Origin of the sequence: Curtobacterium sp. 22159, from assembly GCF_052045775.1 — a bacterium.
Classification (GTDB): Bacteria; Actinomycetota; Actinomycetes; order Actinomycetales; family Microbacteriaceae; genus Curtobacterium.
The window spans coordinates 107,243-124,410 of record NZ_JBQEPN010000011.1 but is presented as its reverse complement, the minus strand read 5'-3'; the positions used below and the strand labels follow the sequence as shown (position 1 = coordinate 124,410).

Sequence of the window (17,168 nt, the reverse complement as noted above, 5' to 3'; positions counted from 1 at the left end):
CCGTGACCGACCAGACCGCACTCCAGTACACCGCCGACCACGAGTGGCTGCTCGTCGAGGGCGACACCGTCACCGTCGGCATCACCGACCACGCCGCAGAACAGCTCGGGGACGTCGTGTACGTCGAGCTCCCGTCCGTGGGGACCACCACCACCGCGGGTGAGCAGATCGGCGAGATCGAGTCGACCAAGAGCGTCGGCGAGCTCTTCGCCCCGATCGAGGGCGAGGTCGTCGCGATCAACGACGCCGTGGTCGACGCTCCGGACACCGTCAACCAGGATCCGTTCGGCGCCGGCTGGCTCGTGAAGATCCGGGTCGACGGCACCTCCTTCCCGGAAGACCTCATGGACCACGACGCGTACCGGGCCTCGATCGCATGACCGGCCGCACCCCGAACCTCCAGACGTCCTTCGCCGACCGGCACATCGGGACGACCACGGCCGACCAGCAGGTGATGCTCGACGCCGTCGGGCAGCCGTCGCTCGACGCGCTCGTCCGCGCCGCCGTCCCGGAGTCCATCCACGCCGCTCCCGTCGAGCACTCCCTGGTCCCCACGGCGGTCGGCGAGACCGAAGCGCTCGCCGAACTCCGCGCGAAGGCCGCACGCAACACGGTCCGTCGGGCCATGATCGGCCTCGGGTACCACGGCACGCACACCCCGGCGGTGATCCAGCGCAACGTGCTCGAGAACCCGAGCTGGTACACGGCGTACACCCCGTACCAGCCGGAGATCTCGCAGGGCCGGCTCGAAGCGCTCATCAACTTCCAGACCATGGTGTCCGACCTCACGGGCATGGCCACGGCGGGCGCGTCGATGCTCGACGAGGGCACGGCCGTCGTCGAGGGCATGCTCCTCGCCCGCCGTGCGTCGAAGGTCAAGGGTGACGCGTTCCTCGTCGACGCCGATCTCCTGCCGCAGACCCGCGCGCTGCTGGAGCACCGCGCGGACGCCGTGGGGATCACCCTGCGCACCTTCGACGTCGCAGTCGGCCCGACCGACGAGCAGCTCGACGGAGCGTTCGGCTCGATCGTGCAGTACCCGGGCGCCTCCGGACGGATCGTCGACCCCTCGACGGTCATCGAACGCGTCCACGCCGGCGGCGGCATCGCGGTCGTCGCGGCGGACCTCCTCGCGATGACGCTCCTCGCCAGCCCGGGTGACCTCGGCGCCGACGTCGCCGTGGGCACGAGCCAGCGCTTCGGCGTGCCGCTCGGATTCGGCGGACCGCACGCCGGGTACCTCGCCGTCCGCGCGGGCCTCGAACGCCAGCTGCCCGGTCGTCTCGTCGGGGTGTCCTTCGACGCGGACGGGCAGATGGCCTACCGCCTCAGCCTGCAGACCCGCGAACAGCACATCCGCCGTGAGAAGGCGACGAGCAACATCTGCACCGCGCAGGTCCTCCTCGCGGTCATGGCCTCGATGTACGCCGTCTACCACGGGCCCGAGGGCCTCCGCTTCATCGCCGAACGCACCGCCCGCACGGCCTCCGTGCTCGCCACGGTCGCCCAGGACGCCGGGCTCGGACTCGTGCACGACGCGTTCTTCGACACCGTCACGCTCCGGGCGGCCGGACGTTCCGCCGAGGTCGTCGACGCCGCGCGCGAGGCCGGGTACCTGCTGCACCTGGTCGACGACGACACCTTCCAGCTCTCCGTCGACGAGACCACCACGCCGGACGACGTGGTCGCGCTCGGACGGGTGTTCGGCGCGGTGGACGTGACCACCGGCACGACGGAAGCCGCCGTGCGCGACGCCGCCACGTGCCTCCCGGCCGCACTGCGCCGGCAGAGCGAGTACCTCACCCACCCCGTCTTCAGCGCGCACCGCAGCGAGACCCGGATGATGCGGTACCTCAAGCACCTCGCCGACAAGGACTACGCGCTCGACCGCGGCATGATCCCGCTCGGCAGCTGCACGATGAAGCTCAACGCGGCGACCGAGATGGCCGCGGTCACGTGGCCGGAGTTCGCCGACGTGCACCCCTTCGCCCCGCGCGAGGACGTCGCCGGCTACCTCGACCTCATCGGCGACCTCGAGTCCTGGCTGGCCGAGGTGACCGGGTACGACACCGTGTCGCTGCAGCCGAACGCCGGCAGCCAGGGCGAGCTCGCCGGACTGCTGGCGATCCGCGGGTACCACCGCTCTCGCGGGGACGACCGCCGCACGATCTGCCTCATCCCGTCGAGCGCGCACGGCACGAACGCCGCGTCGGCGGTCCTCGCCGGCATGCGGGTCGTCGTGGCGGCCTGCGACGAGAACGGCAACGTCGACCTCGACGACCTCCGCGCCCGCGTCGCGGAGCACGCCGACACGCTCGCGGCGCTCATGATCACCTACCCGTCCACGCACGGCGTCTACGAGCACGACATCCGCGAGATCTGCGACGCCGTGCACGACGCCGGCGGCCAGGTCTACGTCGACGGCGCGAACCTCAACGCGCTCCTCGGGCACGCCCGCTTCGGGGACTTCGGCGGAGACGTCTCGCACCTCAACCTGCACAAGACGTTCTGCATCCCGCACGGCGGCGGCGGTCCCGGCGTGGGACCGGTCGCGGCGAAGTCGCACCTCGCGCCCTTCCTGCCGGGCCACCCGTTCGCGCAGGACGCCGACCGGCGCACCGGGTCCCGGACGGCCGACGGGGCCGCACGGCTCGCGCACGCCGGCGGTCCGGTCAGCGCCGCGCCGTACGGCAGCCCGAGCATCCTGCCGATCACGTGGACGTACGTCCGGATGATGGGCGTCGAGGGGCTCACGCGGGCGACCGAGGCGGCCGTGCTCGGTGCGAACTACATCGCCGCGCGGCTGCGCGACGCGTTCCCGGTGCTCTACACGGGCGAGTCCGGGCTGGTCGCGCACGAGTGCATCCTCGACCTCCGCCCGCTCCGCGACAGCTCCGGCATCACGGTGGACGACGTGGCCAAGCGCCTCGTCGACTACGGCTTCCACGCCCCGACGATGTCGTTCCCGGTCGCCGGGACGCTCATGGTCGAGCCGACGGAGAGCGAGGACCTCGCGGAACTCGACCGGTTCGTCGACGCGATGCTCGCCATCCGTGCCGAGGCCGCCGCCGTCGAGCAGGGTGCGTGGCCGGCGGACGACAACCCGCTCGTGCACGCGCCGCACACGGCGTCGTCGGTGATCGCGGGCGAGTGGTCGCACGCCTACACGCGCGAACAGGCCGTCTACCCGGTGCCGGGGATGAGCGCGCGGAAGTACTGGCCGCCGGTGCGACGCATCGACCAGGCGTACGGCGACCGGAACCTCGTCTGCGCCTGCCCGCCGGTGGAGGCGTTCGCGTAGCGACCCGCGTCGCCGAGTCGACCGGCAGGAGACGGGAGGCCCGTGGCGGATCCGCCACGGGCCTTGCGTCCGTCTGCGCGTCGGTCAGGCGACCGGCGTGACGGGCAGGTGACGCGCCCACCAAGCCAGCACGTGCTCGAAGCGCTGGACACGGTGCTGCGGGCGACCGGAACGCGACAGCTCGTGTCCCTCGCCGGGGAACACCAGCAGTGACGCGTCGACCCCGGCACGCTTGAGCGCGACGAACTGCCGGTGGCCCTGCTCGATCGGGCAGCGCCAGTCCCGCTCGGAGTGAGCCACCATGAACGGGATCGGCACCTGGGCCGCGTACGTCAACGGGCTGCGACGGCGCTGCTCCTCGGGGTCCGCTCCGACGTAGGCGTCCGCGAAGAACCAGCCGATGTCCGAGCTGCCCGCGAAGGAGTCCCACGCGTTGACGGCCCGTTCGCTCCAGGCGGCGACGAACCGGTCGCCGTGGTGGGCGGCGACCCAGCTCGTCATGAACCCGCCGTACGACCCGCCCATGATGCCGACGCGGGAGGCGTCGAGGTCGGGGCGTTCCAGCGCGGCGTCGAGCAGCGCGAGCACGTCGTCCACGTCGACCGTGCCCATCGCCCCGATGACGGCCCGCCCGTGCTCGAGGCCGTAGCCGCCCGAGCCGCGCGGGTTCCCGATCACCACGGCGTACCCGGCGCTCGCGTACACCTGTGCCTCGTCGAAGAACGCCCAGGTGTCCTGCCCGAAGGGGCCACCGTGCACCACACGCAGCACCGGGTGCGGTCCGTCGCCCTCGGGCAGGACCACCCAGCCGTGCACGGGCGTGCCGTCGGCCGACGTGCCGGTGAGCTCCTCGATGCGCCGGACGCCCGGTGCGCTCGCCCGCTCCCGCAGCGGCGCCGCGAAGTCGGTGAGGACGGCGGACTCGTCCGCGCCGACGGTCGACAGGTCGACGACGAGCACCTCGCCGGGTGACGTCGGCGTGGCCGCGGTCGCCACGAGCACGTCCTCGTCGACGTCGAACCCGGAGACGACGAGGTGGCCGCCGAGCACCGTCGGGAGGTCGTCCAGCTGCAGTGGCGCCGTGGTGCCGGCGGGGACGCGACGGATGCCCACCGTCCCGCGGTCGAGCACCGCGACCAGTACGTCGCCGCGGTGGAGCACGGGTGTGCCGGTCACGTCGACCGTCTCGGGAGCGGTGAGCCGCACCGGGTCGGACCCGTGCACGGCGGCCCAGACGCCCTCGGGCTCGGCCACGAGTCGGCCGTCTGCGTGGTCGGCGCCGAGGTAGTACACGGTGCCGTCCGTGTCGGCGACCACGGCGCTGACGGAACCCCGGGTCCGGATCGCGAGCGTGACCGTGCCGTCGGAGACGTCGACGCGGTAGAGGTCCTCGTCGTGGGTCTCCCGCTCCCCGAGGTCGCGCGGGGCGACGACGAGCAGCGCGCTGCCGTCCGGGTACCAGATCGGCGAGGCGAGGGAGCACGGGGCGCTCGTCAGCGCGGTGCTCGTGCGGGGAGCGTCCGGGTCGGTGACGTCGACGACGACGACCTGCTGCGGCTTGTCGAGCAGGTACCCGGCCCCGTCGACGTGGAAGTCGAGCCGGGTGACGAGGCGGGGTGCCTCGGCGTCGGGTGCGGGCCGACGGTCCGTCCCCGGGACGGCGGAGCCGTAGCGGCCGGGTTCCGGGAACCGCGCGGTGACGGCGATGCGGGTCGAATCGGGCGACCACACCGGCGTCCCGGCTCCGAGGGGCAGGTCGGTGACGACGCGGGCCTCGCCGCCGTCCACCGGCGCGACGGCGAGCTGCGGGTGCGAGGCGCCGTGCTCGTCCTCGACGACGCGCAGGAAGGCGAGGCGGCGGCGGTCGGGGGAGAGGAGCGGTGCCGAGTCGTGGTCACCGGAGGCCCACCGCACGGAGCCGTCGGCCGTCACCCGTTCGACGGTGGTGCGGTAGACGTCCGCGTCGAGGTCCGGGCGGGAGACGGCGACGAACGCAGCACCTCCGTTCCGGGGATCGCCGCTGACGGTCGGGGAGGACGGGACGTGGAGGTGTTGGATGTCGTTCGCGAGCACCCGTTCACGCTACGGCCCGATGCGCTCCGACGGGCCGGGCACCGCCGCGAGACGTTCTCCGAGCGTTCATCGGCTCCGGGGCCTTCCGCAAGACTGTTCAGAATGTCTTGCGAGGTCAAGCGCATCCGTTGCGTATGACACCACTCGGACGCAGGTATCGTCAGTCTCACGCAACGATCTGCCGCCCACGTTTCCGATGTGTAACAACTTCTCCGGAGATTTTGAGGCCCCTCCGGCACACACCTATGGTTCTTGCGAACGCGCCGTGGAGCCTGCCTCCTGCTCGTTCGATCACATTCCATCAGGAGGATCACAGAGTGAACATCACCAAGAAGCGGGGACGCCAGCTGCTCGGCGCCGTCGCCCTGGCCGGGGCGGCCGCGATCGCCCTCGCCGGTTGCACCACCTCTCCGAGTGCCAACGAGTCGGGTTCGGCGTCGAACAAGACCATCACCGTCGCGCAGGTGAACGAAGTCACGTCGTTCAACTACAACACCCCCCAGGGCAACCTGGACATGAACGGCATGATCAACTACATGACCCAGCCGCAGTTCGTGACGCTGGGATCCGACTACAAGATCACGCCGAACACCGACCTCGGCACGATGAAGAAGATCAGCGACGACCCGCTGACCGTCAAGTACACGCTGAACAAGGACGCGAAGTGGTCCGACGGCAAGGCGATCACCTCTGACGACCTCCTCCTCGGCTGGGCGCAGGCGTCCGGCTACTACGACTCGGCGACGCAGGACGCCGACGGCAAGGTCACGAGCGGCACGCAGTACTTCTCCCTCGCCTCGGCCTCGCCGTTCAAGACGGACTACCCGTCGGACATCACCAAGACGTCGATCACGCTCAAGTACAAGGAGCCGTACGTCGACTGGAACCTGGTGAACCCGATCCAGTTCCCGGCCCACGTCGTCGCGGAAGAGGCCGGCACCACCACCTCGGACCTCCTGAAGGCCCTCAAGGACACCCCCGCGGGTGACCCGTCCAAGCCGGCACCGGCGAACGCGACCCTCAAGAAGGTCGCCGACTTCGTCAACACGGGCTACGACAAGACCAGCCTGCCGAGCGACAAGAAGCTCCTCGTCTCCGGTGGCCCGCTGATGGTGTCCGCCTGGACCCCGAAGCAGTCGATGACCCTCGTGCCGAACCCCGAGTACAAGGGCTCGCACAAGGTCAAGTTCGGCAAGCTCGTCGTCCGCTTCATCGGTGACGCCAACGCCCAGGTGACGGCTCTCCAGAACGGTGAGGTCGACGCGATCCAGCCGCAGGCCTCGGCCGACACGGTCAAGGCCCTCGACGCCGCCTCCGGCGTGAAGACCATCGAGGGTTCGCAGGTTGCCTACGACCACCTCGACCTGAACTTCGGTTCGTCGGTCTTCAAGGACGAGAACGTCCGCAAGGCGTTCCTGCTCACCATCCCGCGCGAGCAGATCCTCAAGTCGATCGTCACCCCGGTCAACAAGAACGCCAAGGTCCTCGACTCGCAGCTCTACCTGCCGGGTCAGAAGGGCTACGACGAGGCCGTCAAGAACAACGACTCCGACGAGTACTCGAAGGTCGACATCGACCAGGCCAAGAAGCTCCTGAACGGCGCCACCCCGACCGTCAAGATCCTCTACAACACCGAGAACCCGAACCGCGTGGACACCTTCCAGGCGATCCAGTCCTCGGCTGCCAAGGCCGGCATCAAGGTCGTCGACGGCGGTTCGCCCGACTGGTCCTCGCTCCTCGCGGGCGGCGACTACGACGCCTCGATCTTCGGCTGGGTCAACCCGGGTGCCGGCAACGCCGCGATCCCGCAGCTCTTCCAGACCAACAACTCCGGCAACTACAACAAGTTCGCCGACCCGGAGGCCTCGAAGCTCGCTGTCGACACGCAGACCACCCTGGACGCGTCGAAGCTCGACGACATGAAGCAGCAGATCGACAAGATCGCGTTCGACAAGGGCTACGGCCTGCCGCTCTTCCAGAGCCCGGGGCTCTTCGCCACCGGTTCGAACCTGAAGGGCGTCGAGTACTTCGGCGGCCAGACGGGCATCTTCTGGAACGTCTGGGACTGGACCAAGTGATCCTGACCGGTCGCTGATCAGCACCACACACGAGGGGGCGCCGGACTCGACGAGTCCGGCGCCCTCCCGTGAGCCGGGGCCCTGCCCGGCACCCACCACGCCGGCGATCCCGGCACCACCGCACAGCGCAGTCGACGATGACCGCGTCGCGGGACCCAGTACTCTTGCTGCTCGGGCCGCCCGATCGGACGACCAGCAGTACGATCCACCACACCGGAGAGGCACCCACCGCCCATGGTGAGTTTCATCGCGAGACGGATCCTCGTCTCGGTCCTCATCCTCATCGCCGCGTCGTTCATCATGTACAACCTCGCGGCGATCGCAGGAAACCCCCTGCAGGACCTCCAGAGCAGCAACTCGCCGAACCGTGACCAGCTCATCGCTGCACGGACCGCGGCCCAGCACCTCGACGTCATCCCGCCGCTCCGCTGGGGCCTCTGGATCACGGGCGTCGGCAAGTGCGTCATCGGGCAGTGCGACCTCGGCACCACGTTCAGCAACCAGCCCGTCGCGCAGCTCCTGCCGCAGGCCGTCGGCTCGACCATCCAGCTGGTGACGTTCTCGTTCATCCTGGCGATCATCTTCGGCATCGGTCTCGGCGTCGTGACCGCACTGCGCGTCTACTCGGGCTTCGACTACTCGATCACGCTGGTCAGCTTCTTCCTCTACTCGCTGCCGTCCTTCCTGATGGCCGTGCTGCTGAAGTCGTTCATCGCCCTCGACTACAACAACTTCCTCGTCGACCCGAAGATCCCACCGGTCAACCTCGTCGTGATCGCCGTGATCGTGGGCCTGGTGATCCAGCTCATCGTCGGCGGCGTCCTCCGGCGGCGGCTCATCGTCGGTGCGATCAGTGCCGTCGTCACGGCGGGCATGCTGCTCCTCATGCAGGCGACCGGGTGGTTCACCGACCCGTCGCTCGGCCCGGTCTTCGTGATCCTGTTCAGCGCGGGCATCGGTCTCGCGATGGTGACGCTGCTCGCCGGCACGAAGAACCGCCGTGCGTGGCTCGTCGCCGGGATCAACGTGCTCATCGCGATCATCTGCTACTTCGCGCTGCAGGGCCTGCTGAACATCTCGTCCGGCGGCACGATCTTCATCCTCGCGGTGGTCACCGTCCTGGTGGGCCTCGCCTCGGGCTTCTTCGTCGGCGGCCACGACCGCGGGCTGATGATGCGCATCGGCGCGCTCACGGCCTTCCTCAGCGCCGGCGTCATCATGCTCGACCGCTTCATGCGCTCGTGGATCGACTACACGCAGAACTACGTTTCGCGTCCGATCGCGACGGTGGGCTCGCAGACGCCGGGTCTCACCGGTGACTTCTGGATCAACGGCATCGACACGTACACCCACCTGCTGCTGCCGACGATCTCGCTCCTGCTGATCAGCTTCGCGAGCTACACGCGGTACTCCCGTTCGGGCATGCTCGAGGTCCTCGACCAGGACTACGTCCGCACCGCCCGCGCGAAGGGCCTGCCGGAGCGCACCGTCATCGTGCGCCACGCGCTCCGCAACATGCTCATCCCGATCGCGACCCTCGTGGCGACCGACATCGGCGCACTGCTCGGTGGCGCGATCATCACCGAGCGCGTCTTCGCCATCTCCGGTATGGGCAGCCTGTTCAACAGCGGCCTGTCCATCACGGACGTGAACCCGGTGATGGGGTACTTCCTCGTCATCGCGATCACGGCGATCGCGTTCAACTTCCTCGCCGACCTGGCGTACTCGGCCCTCGACCCGCGGGTGCGTGTCCGATGAGCGCCGGGACGACCGTCACGTCGACGAACCTGCACCTCCAGGAGGACTTCCGATGAGCACGATCCAGGGCGGAGCACCGCTCGAACCCAACATCGGCGACGGCACGGACGTCGGGCTCACCCCCGGCTCGAACGAGAAGCAGGTCGGTGAGAGCCAGGGGCGGATCATCCTCCGCCGCTTCCTCGCCAACCGTCTCGCGGTGGTGGCGCTGGTCGTCTACGTCCTCGTGCTGCTGTTCGCGGTCTCGGCGGTCGGCATCGGGCCGATCCCGGGCTGGTGGCACTACTCCTACAAGGCGCTCGAGGACCTGCAGAACGGCGGCGCGCCCACGGCCGACCACCCGTTCGGCCAGGACCGCATCGGCAAGGACTACTTCGCGCTGACGATGCGCGGCATCCAGAACTCCGTGCTCGTGATGATCGTCATCGGCGTGTTCGCGACGTTCATCGGCGTCGTCGTCGGCGCGATCGCGGGCTACTTCCGCGGGACCGTGGACGCGGTGCTCATGCGCATCACCGACATCTTCATCGTCATCCCGGCGATCGTGATCGGCGCCGTGGTCGGCAAGACAGCCAACGGACTCGGTGCGTGGGGCCTGGCGCTCCTGCTCGGCCTCGTCTCGTGGATGGTCATCGCCCGACTGGTCCGCGCCGAGTTCCTGTCGCTCCGCGAGCGCGAGTTCGTCGAGGCGGCACGGGTGGCGGGTGCCTCCGACCTGCGGATCATCTTCCGGCACATCCTGCCGAACGCGATCGGCGTGATCATCGTCTCCGCGACGCTCCTCATCGCCTCGGCGATCCTGCTCGAGACGGCGCTGAGCTACCTCGGCTACGGCATCAAGGCGCCGGACTCCTCGCTGGGTCTGCTGATCAGCCAGAACCAGTCCGCGTTCCAGACGCGCCCGTACCTGTTCTGGTGGCCGGCGACGTTCATCGTGCTGCTCGCGCTGTGCGTGAACTTCATCGGTGACGGCCTGCGCGACGCATTCGACCCGCGCTCGAAGCGGTTCAGCCTCCGCAAGACGCGCGAGCCGCAGAACACCGCCGGCTCGGAGATGATCAGCGCGTGACGCCCCGCCGGGTCCTAGCGAGCCGCGATGGCGAACCAGCCACCGACGGCCGTCGCCGCGAGCAGCACGATCGACACCCAGTGCACGCTGACCGGCACCCGCACGCTGTCGGCGGTGCCGAGCTCGATGGCGCCGCGTTCGCGCAGCTCCTCCCAGCGGTGCCGGACGAGGTACGCGGCGTCGCCGGAGGCGGTGGACAGCAGGTCACCGGCGCGCCGGTTCCCGTCCGCTCCCTCCGGCACGACCCGGCCGTGACGCTGGTTCTGTCGGCGGGCGAGCGCGACACCCGCGCGACCCGGCGCCGGAGCGGCCCACACGCTCACCCGCCGGTTCGGCGTGACGAGCGCCAGGGCGAACCGCGTGTCGACGTGCACGAGCGCCGCCCAGGGAACGTGCACGGTGTGGAAGACGTTCACGACCTCGATCCCGTCGTCATCGATCGTCAGGCGCGGTCGCCACAGGGCGACCCAGCCGAGCAGCACGCCGAAGGCCGTGGGCACGAGCGCCAGCGCACGGTCCGCCCAGGTCGTGTCGTTCAGGACGGTCGTGACGAACAGCAGCGCCACCATCAGCCAGAGCGCGATCGCGAGACCGCGGTTGAACTTGGACACGAACACGTCGCGCGTCGTCGGGGAGGCAGGCATGCCTCCATCGTCGCAGGTCGGAGCCACGGCTCCGGACGCCTGCCCTCCCGACGTCAGCGCTCCTCCATCACCACCCACGCGGTCGCCACGAGCGGCCGGGAAAGGACCGGACGTCGTTGAGCACGCCCGCCTCCGCGGCCACCACCCCGGCCGCCACCAGCACCCCCGTCGTCAAGGTCTCCGGGCTCGACGTCGACTTCGCGGTCGACGACGTCTGGACCCCCGCGGTCAAGAAGCTGTCCTACGAGATCCGGTCCGGTGAGGTCCTCGCGCTCGTGGGCGAGTCCGGCTCGGGCAAGTCCGTCAGCTCGATGTCGATCCTCGGCCTCCTGCCGCGCAACGCCCGCGTGAACGGGTCGATCGAGTTCAACGGCACCGAGCTCCTCGGCCTCCGCTCGGCGCAGCTCCGTGAGTACCGCGGCAAGGAGATCGCGGTCATCTTCCAGGAGCCGATGACCGCACTGAACCCGGTCTTCACCGTCGGTTCGCAGATCGTCGAGACCCTGCGCATCCACTACGGCATCTCGCCGAGCGAGGCGCAGGCCCGCGCGATCGAGCTCCTCACCCTCGTGGAGATGCCGGACCCGCAGAAGGCGTTCGACTCCTACCCCCACCAGCTGTCCGGCGGTCAGCGGCAGCGCGCGATGATCGCGCAGTCGATCTCCTGCGACCCGAAGCTCCTCATCGCCGACGAGCCCACGACCGCGCTCGACGTGACCGTGCAGGCGGAGATCCTCGACCTCATCCGCGACCTGGCGGGCAAGCTCGGCAGCGCCGTGCTCCTCATCACGCACGACATGGGCGTCGTCGCGGACCTCGCCGACCGGATCGTCGTCATGAAGCAGGGCGTCGCGGTCGAGACCGGCACCGTCCGCGAGGTGTTCGCCGCGCCGAAGCACGAGTACACGCGCACGCTCCTCGACGCGGTGCCCCGTCTGGGCCAGGCCGGCGACACGGTGATCGACCTCACCGAGACGCTCGAGTCCGTGGTCGAGCACGAGGCGCCCGTCCAGGTGGGGGAGACGCTCACCCACACCGATGTCGTGCAGACGCTCGGCCCGGCGGTGCTCGAGTTCAGCAACGTCGTGATCGAGTACCCGGGCCGCGGCCGCGTCAAGGCCTTCCGGGCCATCGACGGCGTCGACCTGACGGTGCACGAGGGCGAGGTCGTCGGGCTCGTGGGCGAGTCGGGTTCCGGCAAGTCGACGCTCGGGCGCGCCGCGATCGGTCTCCTCCCGATCACCTCGGGTGGCCTCGAGGTCACGGGTGTCGACCTGTCGAAGCCGACCCGGTCGCTCGTCCGCCAGGTGCACCAGAACGCCGGCATCGTGTTCCAGGACCCGTCGTCGTCGCTCAACCCGCGCATGACGATCGGCCAGTCCATCGGTGAGCCGCTGCTGCTCGGCAAGGGCCTGAAGGGTCGCGAGCTCGAGCGGGAGGTCGAGTCCCTCCTCGAGGCGGTCCGGCTCCCCACCGCCTACGCCACCCGGTTCCCGCACGAGCTGTCCGGTGGTCAGAAGCAGCGCATCGGCATCGCCCGCGCGCTGGCGCTGCGTCCGAAGCTGCTCATCGCCGACGAGCCGACCTCGGCGCTCGACGTCTCGGTGCAGGCAACGGTGCTGGAACTCCTGAAGGACCTGCAGCGCGAGTTCGCGTTCGCCTGCCTGTTCGTCACGCACGACCTCGCCGTCATCGACGTGCTGGCGGACCGGATCGCGGTGCTCCACCACGGCCACCTCGCCGAGGTCGGCACGCGCGACCAGATCCTCCGTGACCCGCAGGACCCGTACACGCAGCGCCTCATCGCCGCGGTGCCGCTGCCGGACCCGGACGTCCAGCGCGAGCGGCGCGAGCTCCGTCGACAGATCCTCGCCGCCGGCGCGGACGAGTAGCCGCCGCTCGATCGGTTCCACACGACATCCCCGACGTCGCACGACGTCGGGGATGTCGTTCCGGGTCGTCGGCGCGCCGCGGACGGTCGGGATGGTCCGGACGGGAGGCGCGGCTCGGCCCCGCCCCGCCCGCTGCGGTCAGAGCTGCGCGGCGGCCATGGTCGCGCCGACGCCGAGGACGATCATCGCGACGATCGTCCACCCGTGGGCGCGGTGCGTGATGGGTGCGGCGGTCACCGTCGCCGGGGGCGGCCCGTCCTGCGCGACGGGCGCCGGGACGAACGCGCGGATCCGCTCGGCTGCGCCCTCGGCGTCGAGGCGATCCGGGCCTCCCGGCTGACCCGCGGTGACGACGGCCAGGCGAGCCGACGGACGGGTGGCGAGCCAGGTGCGGCGGACGCCCTCACTCGTGACGACCTCGATGCCGTACTTGGTGCGGACGTCCGTGATGCGACGCCAGGCGTAGGTGCTGGTGCGGCGCACGTCGACGATGCGCAGGTGGTCCGGCGTGAGCTCGAACCGGGGACGCCACAGCACCGCCCAGGCGACGAACGCGATGAACACGCTCGGGACCGGGGCGAGCCAGCCGCTGCCGCCGCTGACCAGTGCGACCGGGACCAGGACGACGGCCGCGACCCACAGGACGACGGCGAGCAGGCGCATGCCCGGAGCGGTGATCGTGGTCACCGCACGAGCGTACAAGGGCCGGGTCACGAGATGCCTCCCCGGGGACATCCGGGGAGCGGGTGTGACACACCGGCGCGTATCTCCGGACGACCCGATTCCCCGGGGAGGCAGGCCCTGTGGACCTCTCGTTCCACCAATGGTCCCGGCCCCCTGTTCGGGTGTCAATACCCCAGCCGGAGAATCTCCGGGAGTCGACACGCCGTATCCGCGTTATCTGCATGCAACCGCATGCAGGGAGCGCTCACGCGACGAGGAGCTCGATCTGCGCGCGGATCGTCTCCGCCTTCGGGAAGCGCAGGCCGACCAAGCCGACGTGCCGCCACCGCACGACGCCGTCCGGACCGATGACGAACACGGACCGGCGCAGGCCGATGCCGGGCGCCTGGAGGCCGTAGGCGCGGATGACGTCCCCGGTCGTGTCGCTGAGCAGCGGGAACGTCAGGGAGGAGTCGCGGGCGAACGCCTCGTGCGAGTCGAGTGCCTGCGGGCTGACGCCCCAGACCACGGCGCCGAGGTCTCCGAAGTCGTCGAGCTCCTCCTGGTAGCTGCACAGCTGCGCGGTGCACACCGGTGTCGCGTCGCCGGGGTAGAAGGCGAGCACGAGCGTCCGTCCGATCTCGGCGGACAGCGCGTACTCGTCGTCGGTGTGGGTCCCGTCGCGCACGATCATGCCGGGCAGGGTGAAGTCCGGCGCGGGGTCGCCGACCTCGGGGATGCTCATGAGCACACGGTAGGGGTGCGCGGTGGTCGTGGTGCCGTGCCGCGCTGTGGGTTCACTGTGGGAACGGCGCGGTGGGGTCGCACGGGTCCGCCGGATCGCCGACGCCCGAACGGGGGTGCCCGGGTCAGCGGAAGAGCTGGGGGAAGGCGTGCGCGACCCACGGGTAGCCCACGAAGACCGCCGCGTCGAGCAGGCAGTGCGTGATCACGAGTGGCAGGAGCCGTCCCCACTTCGTGTAGATCCAGCCGAAGACGATGCCCATCACGGCGTTCCCGACGAATGCGCCGAACCCCTGGTACAGGTGGTAGCTGCCGCGGAGGACCGCCGTGGACAGGATGACCTGCCAGCGGCCCCACCCGAGTCCGCCCAGGCGTTCGTAGAGGTAGCCGACGACGATCACCTCCTCCTGCAGCCCGGAGCGGACGGCCGAGAGGAGCAGGACGGGGATCGTCCACCAGTACGAGTCGAGCGCCGCCGGGTTCACGTTCACCGTGAAGCCGAGCGCCCGGCCCGCGAAGTAGAGCCCGAGCCCGGGGATGCCGATGCAGAGGGCGATGAGTGCGGCACCGCCGAGGTCCGGCCGCACGCGGAACCGGTCGATCCCGAGCCGGCCGAGGTGCGGGCGCGTCGTGCTCCACAGCAGGTAGCAGACGAGCGCGACCGGGGCCAGGTCGACGGCGATGCCGACCAGCTGCCGCGCGAGGTCGACGTACTGCACCGTCGTCGTCGAGCTGTTGAGCGCGGTGGACTGCTGCCCGAGCGGCGTCGTCTGCGACAGGTCGTCGATGATCTGGAGGATCGAGTAGAGCGCGCTGCCGCCGAGCGACAGCATGAGGACGATCGTGACCTCGATCCACGTTCGCCGACGGCTCATGCGCTGTACTCCTGTCTGTTGCGAACTACCGGTAGACTGGCGTGTCGGGCGTTCTGCCCGCGGGTGTGGCGCCGGAAGGCTGCAGCCCCGACCCTCTCCAAGAACTCGAAGGATGTCCTGTATGGCGCTCGCCACCCGGTCCGACCTGCGCAACGTCGCCATCGTGGCACACGTCGACCACGGCAAGACCACCCTCGTCGACGCGATGCTCACGCAGACCAACTCGTTCGACGCCCACTTCGAGGGCGAGGACCGGATGATGGACTCGAACGACCTCGAGCGCGAGAAGGGCATCACCATCCTCGCGAAGAACACCTCGGTGCTCTACAACGGGAAGCACGCGGAGGAGTTCAACCCGGGCGGTCGCATCACGATCAACGTGATCGACACCCCCGGCCACGCCGACTTCGGTGGCGAGGTCGAGCGCGGCCTCTCCATGGTCGACGGTGTCGTCCTGCTCGTCGACGCGTCCGAGGGCCCGCTGCCCCAGACCCGCTTCGTGCTCCGCAAGGCCCTCGCCGCGAAGCTCCCGGTGATCCTGCTCGTCAACAAGACGGACCGCCCCGACTCCCGCATCGACGAGGTCGTCTCCGAGTCCCAGGACCTCCTCCTCGGCCTCGCGTCCGACCTCGCGGACGAAGTGGACGACCTCGACCTCGACGCGATCCTCGACGTCCCCGTCGTCTACGCGTCCGGCCGCAACGGCGCCGCGAGCCGCAACAAGCCGAACGACGGCGAGCTGCCCGACAACGACGACCTCGAGCCGCTGTTCGAGGCGATCCTGCAGCACGTCCCGGCCCCGACCTACGACGACGAGCACCCGCTGCAGGCGCACGTCACCAACCTCGACGCCTCGCCGTTCCTCGGCCGCCTCGCGCTGCTGCGCATCTTCCACGGCACGATGAAGAAGGGGCAGACGGTCGCGTGGGTCAAGCACGACGGCTCCGTCCAGAACGCCCGCATCACCGAGCTCCTCATCACCAAGGCCCTCGACCGCTACCCGGCGGAGTCGGCGGGCCCGGGTGACATCGTCGCCGTCGCGGGCTTCGAGGACATCACCATCGGTGAGACCCTGACCGACCCCGAGGACGTCCGTCCGCTGCCGACCATCACGGTCGACGACCCGGCGATCTCGATGACGATCGGCACGAACACCTCGCCGCTGGTCGGCAAGGTCAAGGGCCACAAGCTCACCGCCCGCATGGTGAAGGACCGCCTCGACCGCGAGCTCGTCGGCAACGTCTCGCTCCGCGTGCAGGACATCGGCCGCCCCGACGCGTGGGAGGTCCAGGGCCGCGGTGAGCTCGCCCTCGCCATCCTCGTCGAGCAGATGCGGCGTGAAGGCTACGAGCTGACCGTCGGCAAGCCGCAGGTCGTCACGAAGAAGGACGAGAACGGCAAGACGCTCGAGCCGTACGAGCACATGACGATCGACACGCCGGAGGAGTACCTCGGCGCCATCACCCAGCTCATGGCCGCCCGCAAGGGCCGCATGGAGAACATGGTGAACCACGGCACCGGGTGGATCCGCATGGAGTTCATCGTGCCGTCGCGTGGCCTCATCGGCTTCCGCACGTCGTTCCTCACCGAGACCCGCGGCACCGGCATCGCGAACGCGATCTCGCACGGCTACGGCGAGTGGGCCGGTCCGATCCAGACCCGCATCAACGGCTCGATCGTCTCCGACCGCGCCGGCGTGGTCACCCCGTTCGCGATCACGAACCTGCAGGAGCGCATGACGTTCTTCGTGAACCCGACGGAAGAGGTCTACGAGGGCATGGTCATCGGCGAGAACTCCCGCGCTGACGACATGGACGTGAACATCACGAAGGAGAAGAAGCTGACGAACATGCGTTCGTCGACGGCCGACACCTTCGAGTCGATGACCCCGTCGCGCCAGCTCTCGCTCGAGGAGTGCCTCGAGTTCGCGCGCGAGGACGAGTGCGTCGAGGTCACCCCGGACGCCGTCCGCATCCGCAAGGTCGAGCTCGACGCGCAGGCACGCCAGCGTGCGTACGCCCGCCTCAAGCGTCAGGACGCCTGAGCACCACCAGCCAGGAGGCACGGCCTC

Annotated in this window: 12 protein-coding genes; 7 read left to right on the top strand and 5 right to left on the bottom strand. The window is 69.8% G+C overall.

Going from position 1 to position 17,168, the window contains the following annotated elements; genetic code table 11:
• The first annotated feature begins 2 nt into the window (after nt 1–2).
• Together gcvH and gcvP are read left to right on the top strand one after the other, a co-directional pair.
• Nucleotides 3–380, top strand: a complete 378-nt coding sequence (gene gcvH, locus ACTJKO_RS13595) for a glycine cleavage system protein GcvH (protein WP_440689567.1) — start codon at nt 3–5, stop codon at nt 378–380.
• Nucleotides 377–3,301, top strand: coding sequence for an aminomethyl-transferring glycine dehydrogenase (gcvP, locus tag ACTJKO_RS13590; protein ID WP_440689565.1), 2,925 nt, complete (start codon nt 377–379; stop codon nt 3,299–3,301). The genes gcvH and gcvP overlap by 4 nt, the downstream gene beginning before the upstream one ends.
• A gap of 84 nt (nt 3,302–3,385) precedes the next feature.
• On the opposite strand, the gene ACTJKO_RS13585 is transcribed toward gcvP, so the two are convergent.
• Complete coding sequence (locus ACTJKO_RS13585; RefSeq protein WP_440689563.1) at nt 3,386–5,374, bottom strand: S9 family peptidase; 1,989 nt, start codon at nt 5,372–5,374, stop codon at nt 3,386–3,388.
• Nucleotides 5,375–5,691: 317 nt separating this feature from the next.
• Here ACTJKO_RS13585 and ACTJKO_RS13580 point away from each other — a divergent pair, with 317 nt between their 5' ends.
• From ACTJKO_RS13580 to ACTJKO_RS13570, 3 genes are all read left to right on the top strand, one after another.
• Nucleotides 5,692–7,452: an ABC transporter family substrate-binding protein gene (locus tag ACTJKO_RS13580; RefSeq protein WP_440689561.1), complete on the top strand. Its 1,761-nt coding sequence runs from the start codon at nt 5,692–5,694 to the stop codon at nt 7,450–7,452.
• 234 nt (nt 7,453–7,686) lie between these two features.
• Entirely contained in the window at nt 7,687–9,210 is a 1,524-nt protein-coding gene (locus tag ACTJKO_RS13575) for an ABC transporter permease (protein WP_440689559.1), read from the top strand.
• 52 nt (nt 9,211–9,262) lie between these two features.
• Nucleotides 9,263–10,279: an ABC transporter permease gene (locus ACTJKO_RS13570; RefSeq protein WP_440689557.1), complete on the top strand. Its 1,017-nt coding sequence runs from the start codon at nt 9,263–9,265 to the stop codon at nt 10,277–10,279.
• A 14-nt stretch (nt 10,280–10,293) separates the two neighbouring features.
• On the opposite strand, the gene ACTJKO_RS13565 is transcribed toward ACTJKO_RS13570, so the two are convergent.
• Nucleotides 10,294–10,923 (bottom strand): PH domain-containing protein, encoded by a 630-nt coding sequence (locus tag ACTJKO_RS13565; protein WP_440689555.1) that lies wholly within the window; start codon nt 10,921–10,923, stop codon nt 10,294–10,296.
• 116 nt (nt 10,924–11,039) lie between these two features.
• Between ACTJKO_RS13565 and ACTJKO_RS13560 the strand changes: the two genes are divergently transcribed.
• The gene (locus ACTJKO_RS13560) at nt 11,040–12,815 is read left to right on the top strand and encodes an ABC transporter ATP-binding protein (protein ID WP_440689553.1); all 1,776 of its coding nucleotides are present in this window, start codon (nt 11,040–11,042) and stop codon (nt 12,813–12,815) included.
• A 138-nt stretch (nt 12,816–12,953) separates the two neighbouring features.
• Here the strand turns inward: ACTJKO_RS13560 and ACTJKO_RS13555 are convergent, their stop codons facing one another.
• The 3 genes from ACTJKO_RS13555 to ACTJKO_RS13545 form a co-directional block, all read right to left on the bottom strand.
• A complete protein-coding gene (locus tag ACTJKO_RS13555; RefSeq protein WP_440689551.1) occupies nt 12,954–13,502 on the bottom strand; it encodes a hypothetical protein in 549 nt (182 codons plus the stop codon).
• A 241-nt stretch (nt 13,503–13,743) separates the two neighbouring features.
• On the bottom strand, nt 13,744–14,223 hold the full coding sequence (locus ACTJKO_RS13550; RefSeq protein ID WP_440689549.1) for a peroxiredoxin: 480 nt from the start codon (nt 14,221–14,223) through the stop codon (nt 13,744–13,746).
• Nucleotides 14,224–14,347: 124 nt separating this feature from the next.
• Nucleotides 14,348–15,097, bottom strand: coding sequence for a CPBP family intramembrane glutamic endopeptidase (locus ACTJKO_RS13545; RefSeq protein WP_440689547.1), 750 nt, complete (start codon nt 15,095–15,097; stop codon nt 14,348–14,350).
• 121 nt (nt 15,098–15,218) lie between these two features.
• On the opposite strand from ACTJKO_RS13545, the gene typA reads away from it, so the two are divergent.
• A complete protein-coding gene (gene typA, locus ACTJKO_RS13540; RefSeq protein ID WP_440689545.1) occupies nt 15,219–17,141 on the top strand; it encodes a translational GTPase TypA in 1,923 nt (640 codons plus the stop codon).
• Nucleotides 17,142–17,168: the final 27 nt, after the last annotated feature.

Coding starts and splice junctions, on each gene's coding strand:
- gcvP (WP_440689565.1), top strand. CDS start 377: ATGACCGGCCGCACCCCGAACCTCCAGACGTCCTTCGCCGACCGGCAC.
- ACTJKO_RS13575 (WP_440689559.1), top strand. CDS start 7,687: ATGGTGAGTTTCATCGCGAGACGGATCCTCGTCTCGGTCCTCATCCTC.
- ACTJKO_RS13570 (WP_440689557.1), top strand. CDS start 9,263: ATGAGCACGATCCAGGGCGGAGCACCGCTCGAACCCAACATCGGCGAC.
- ACTJKO_RS13565 (WP_440689555.1), bottom strand. CDS start 10,923: ATGCCTGCCTCCCCGACGACGCGCGACGTGTTCGTGTCCAAGTTCAAC.
- ACTJKO_RS13550 (WP_440689549.1), bottom strand. CDS start 14,223: ATGAGCATCCCCGAGGTCGGCGACCCCGCGCCGGACTTCACCCTGCCC.
- ACTJKO_RS13545 (WP_440689547.1), bottom strand. CDS start 15,097: ATGAGCCGTCGGCGAACGTGGATCGAGGTCACGATCGTCCTCATGCTG.
- typA (WP_440689545.1), top strand. CDS start 15,219: ATGGCGCTCGCCACCCGGTCCGACCTGCGCAACGTCGCCATCGTGGCA.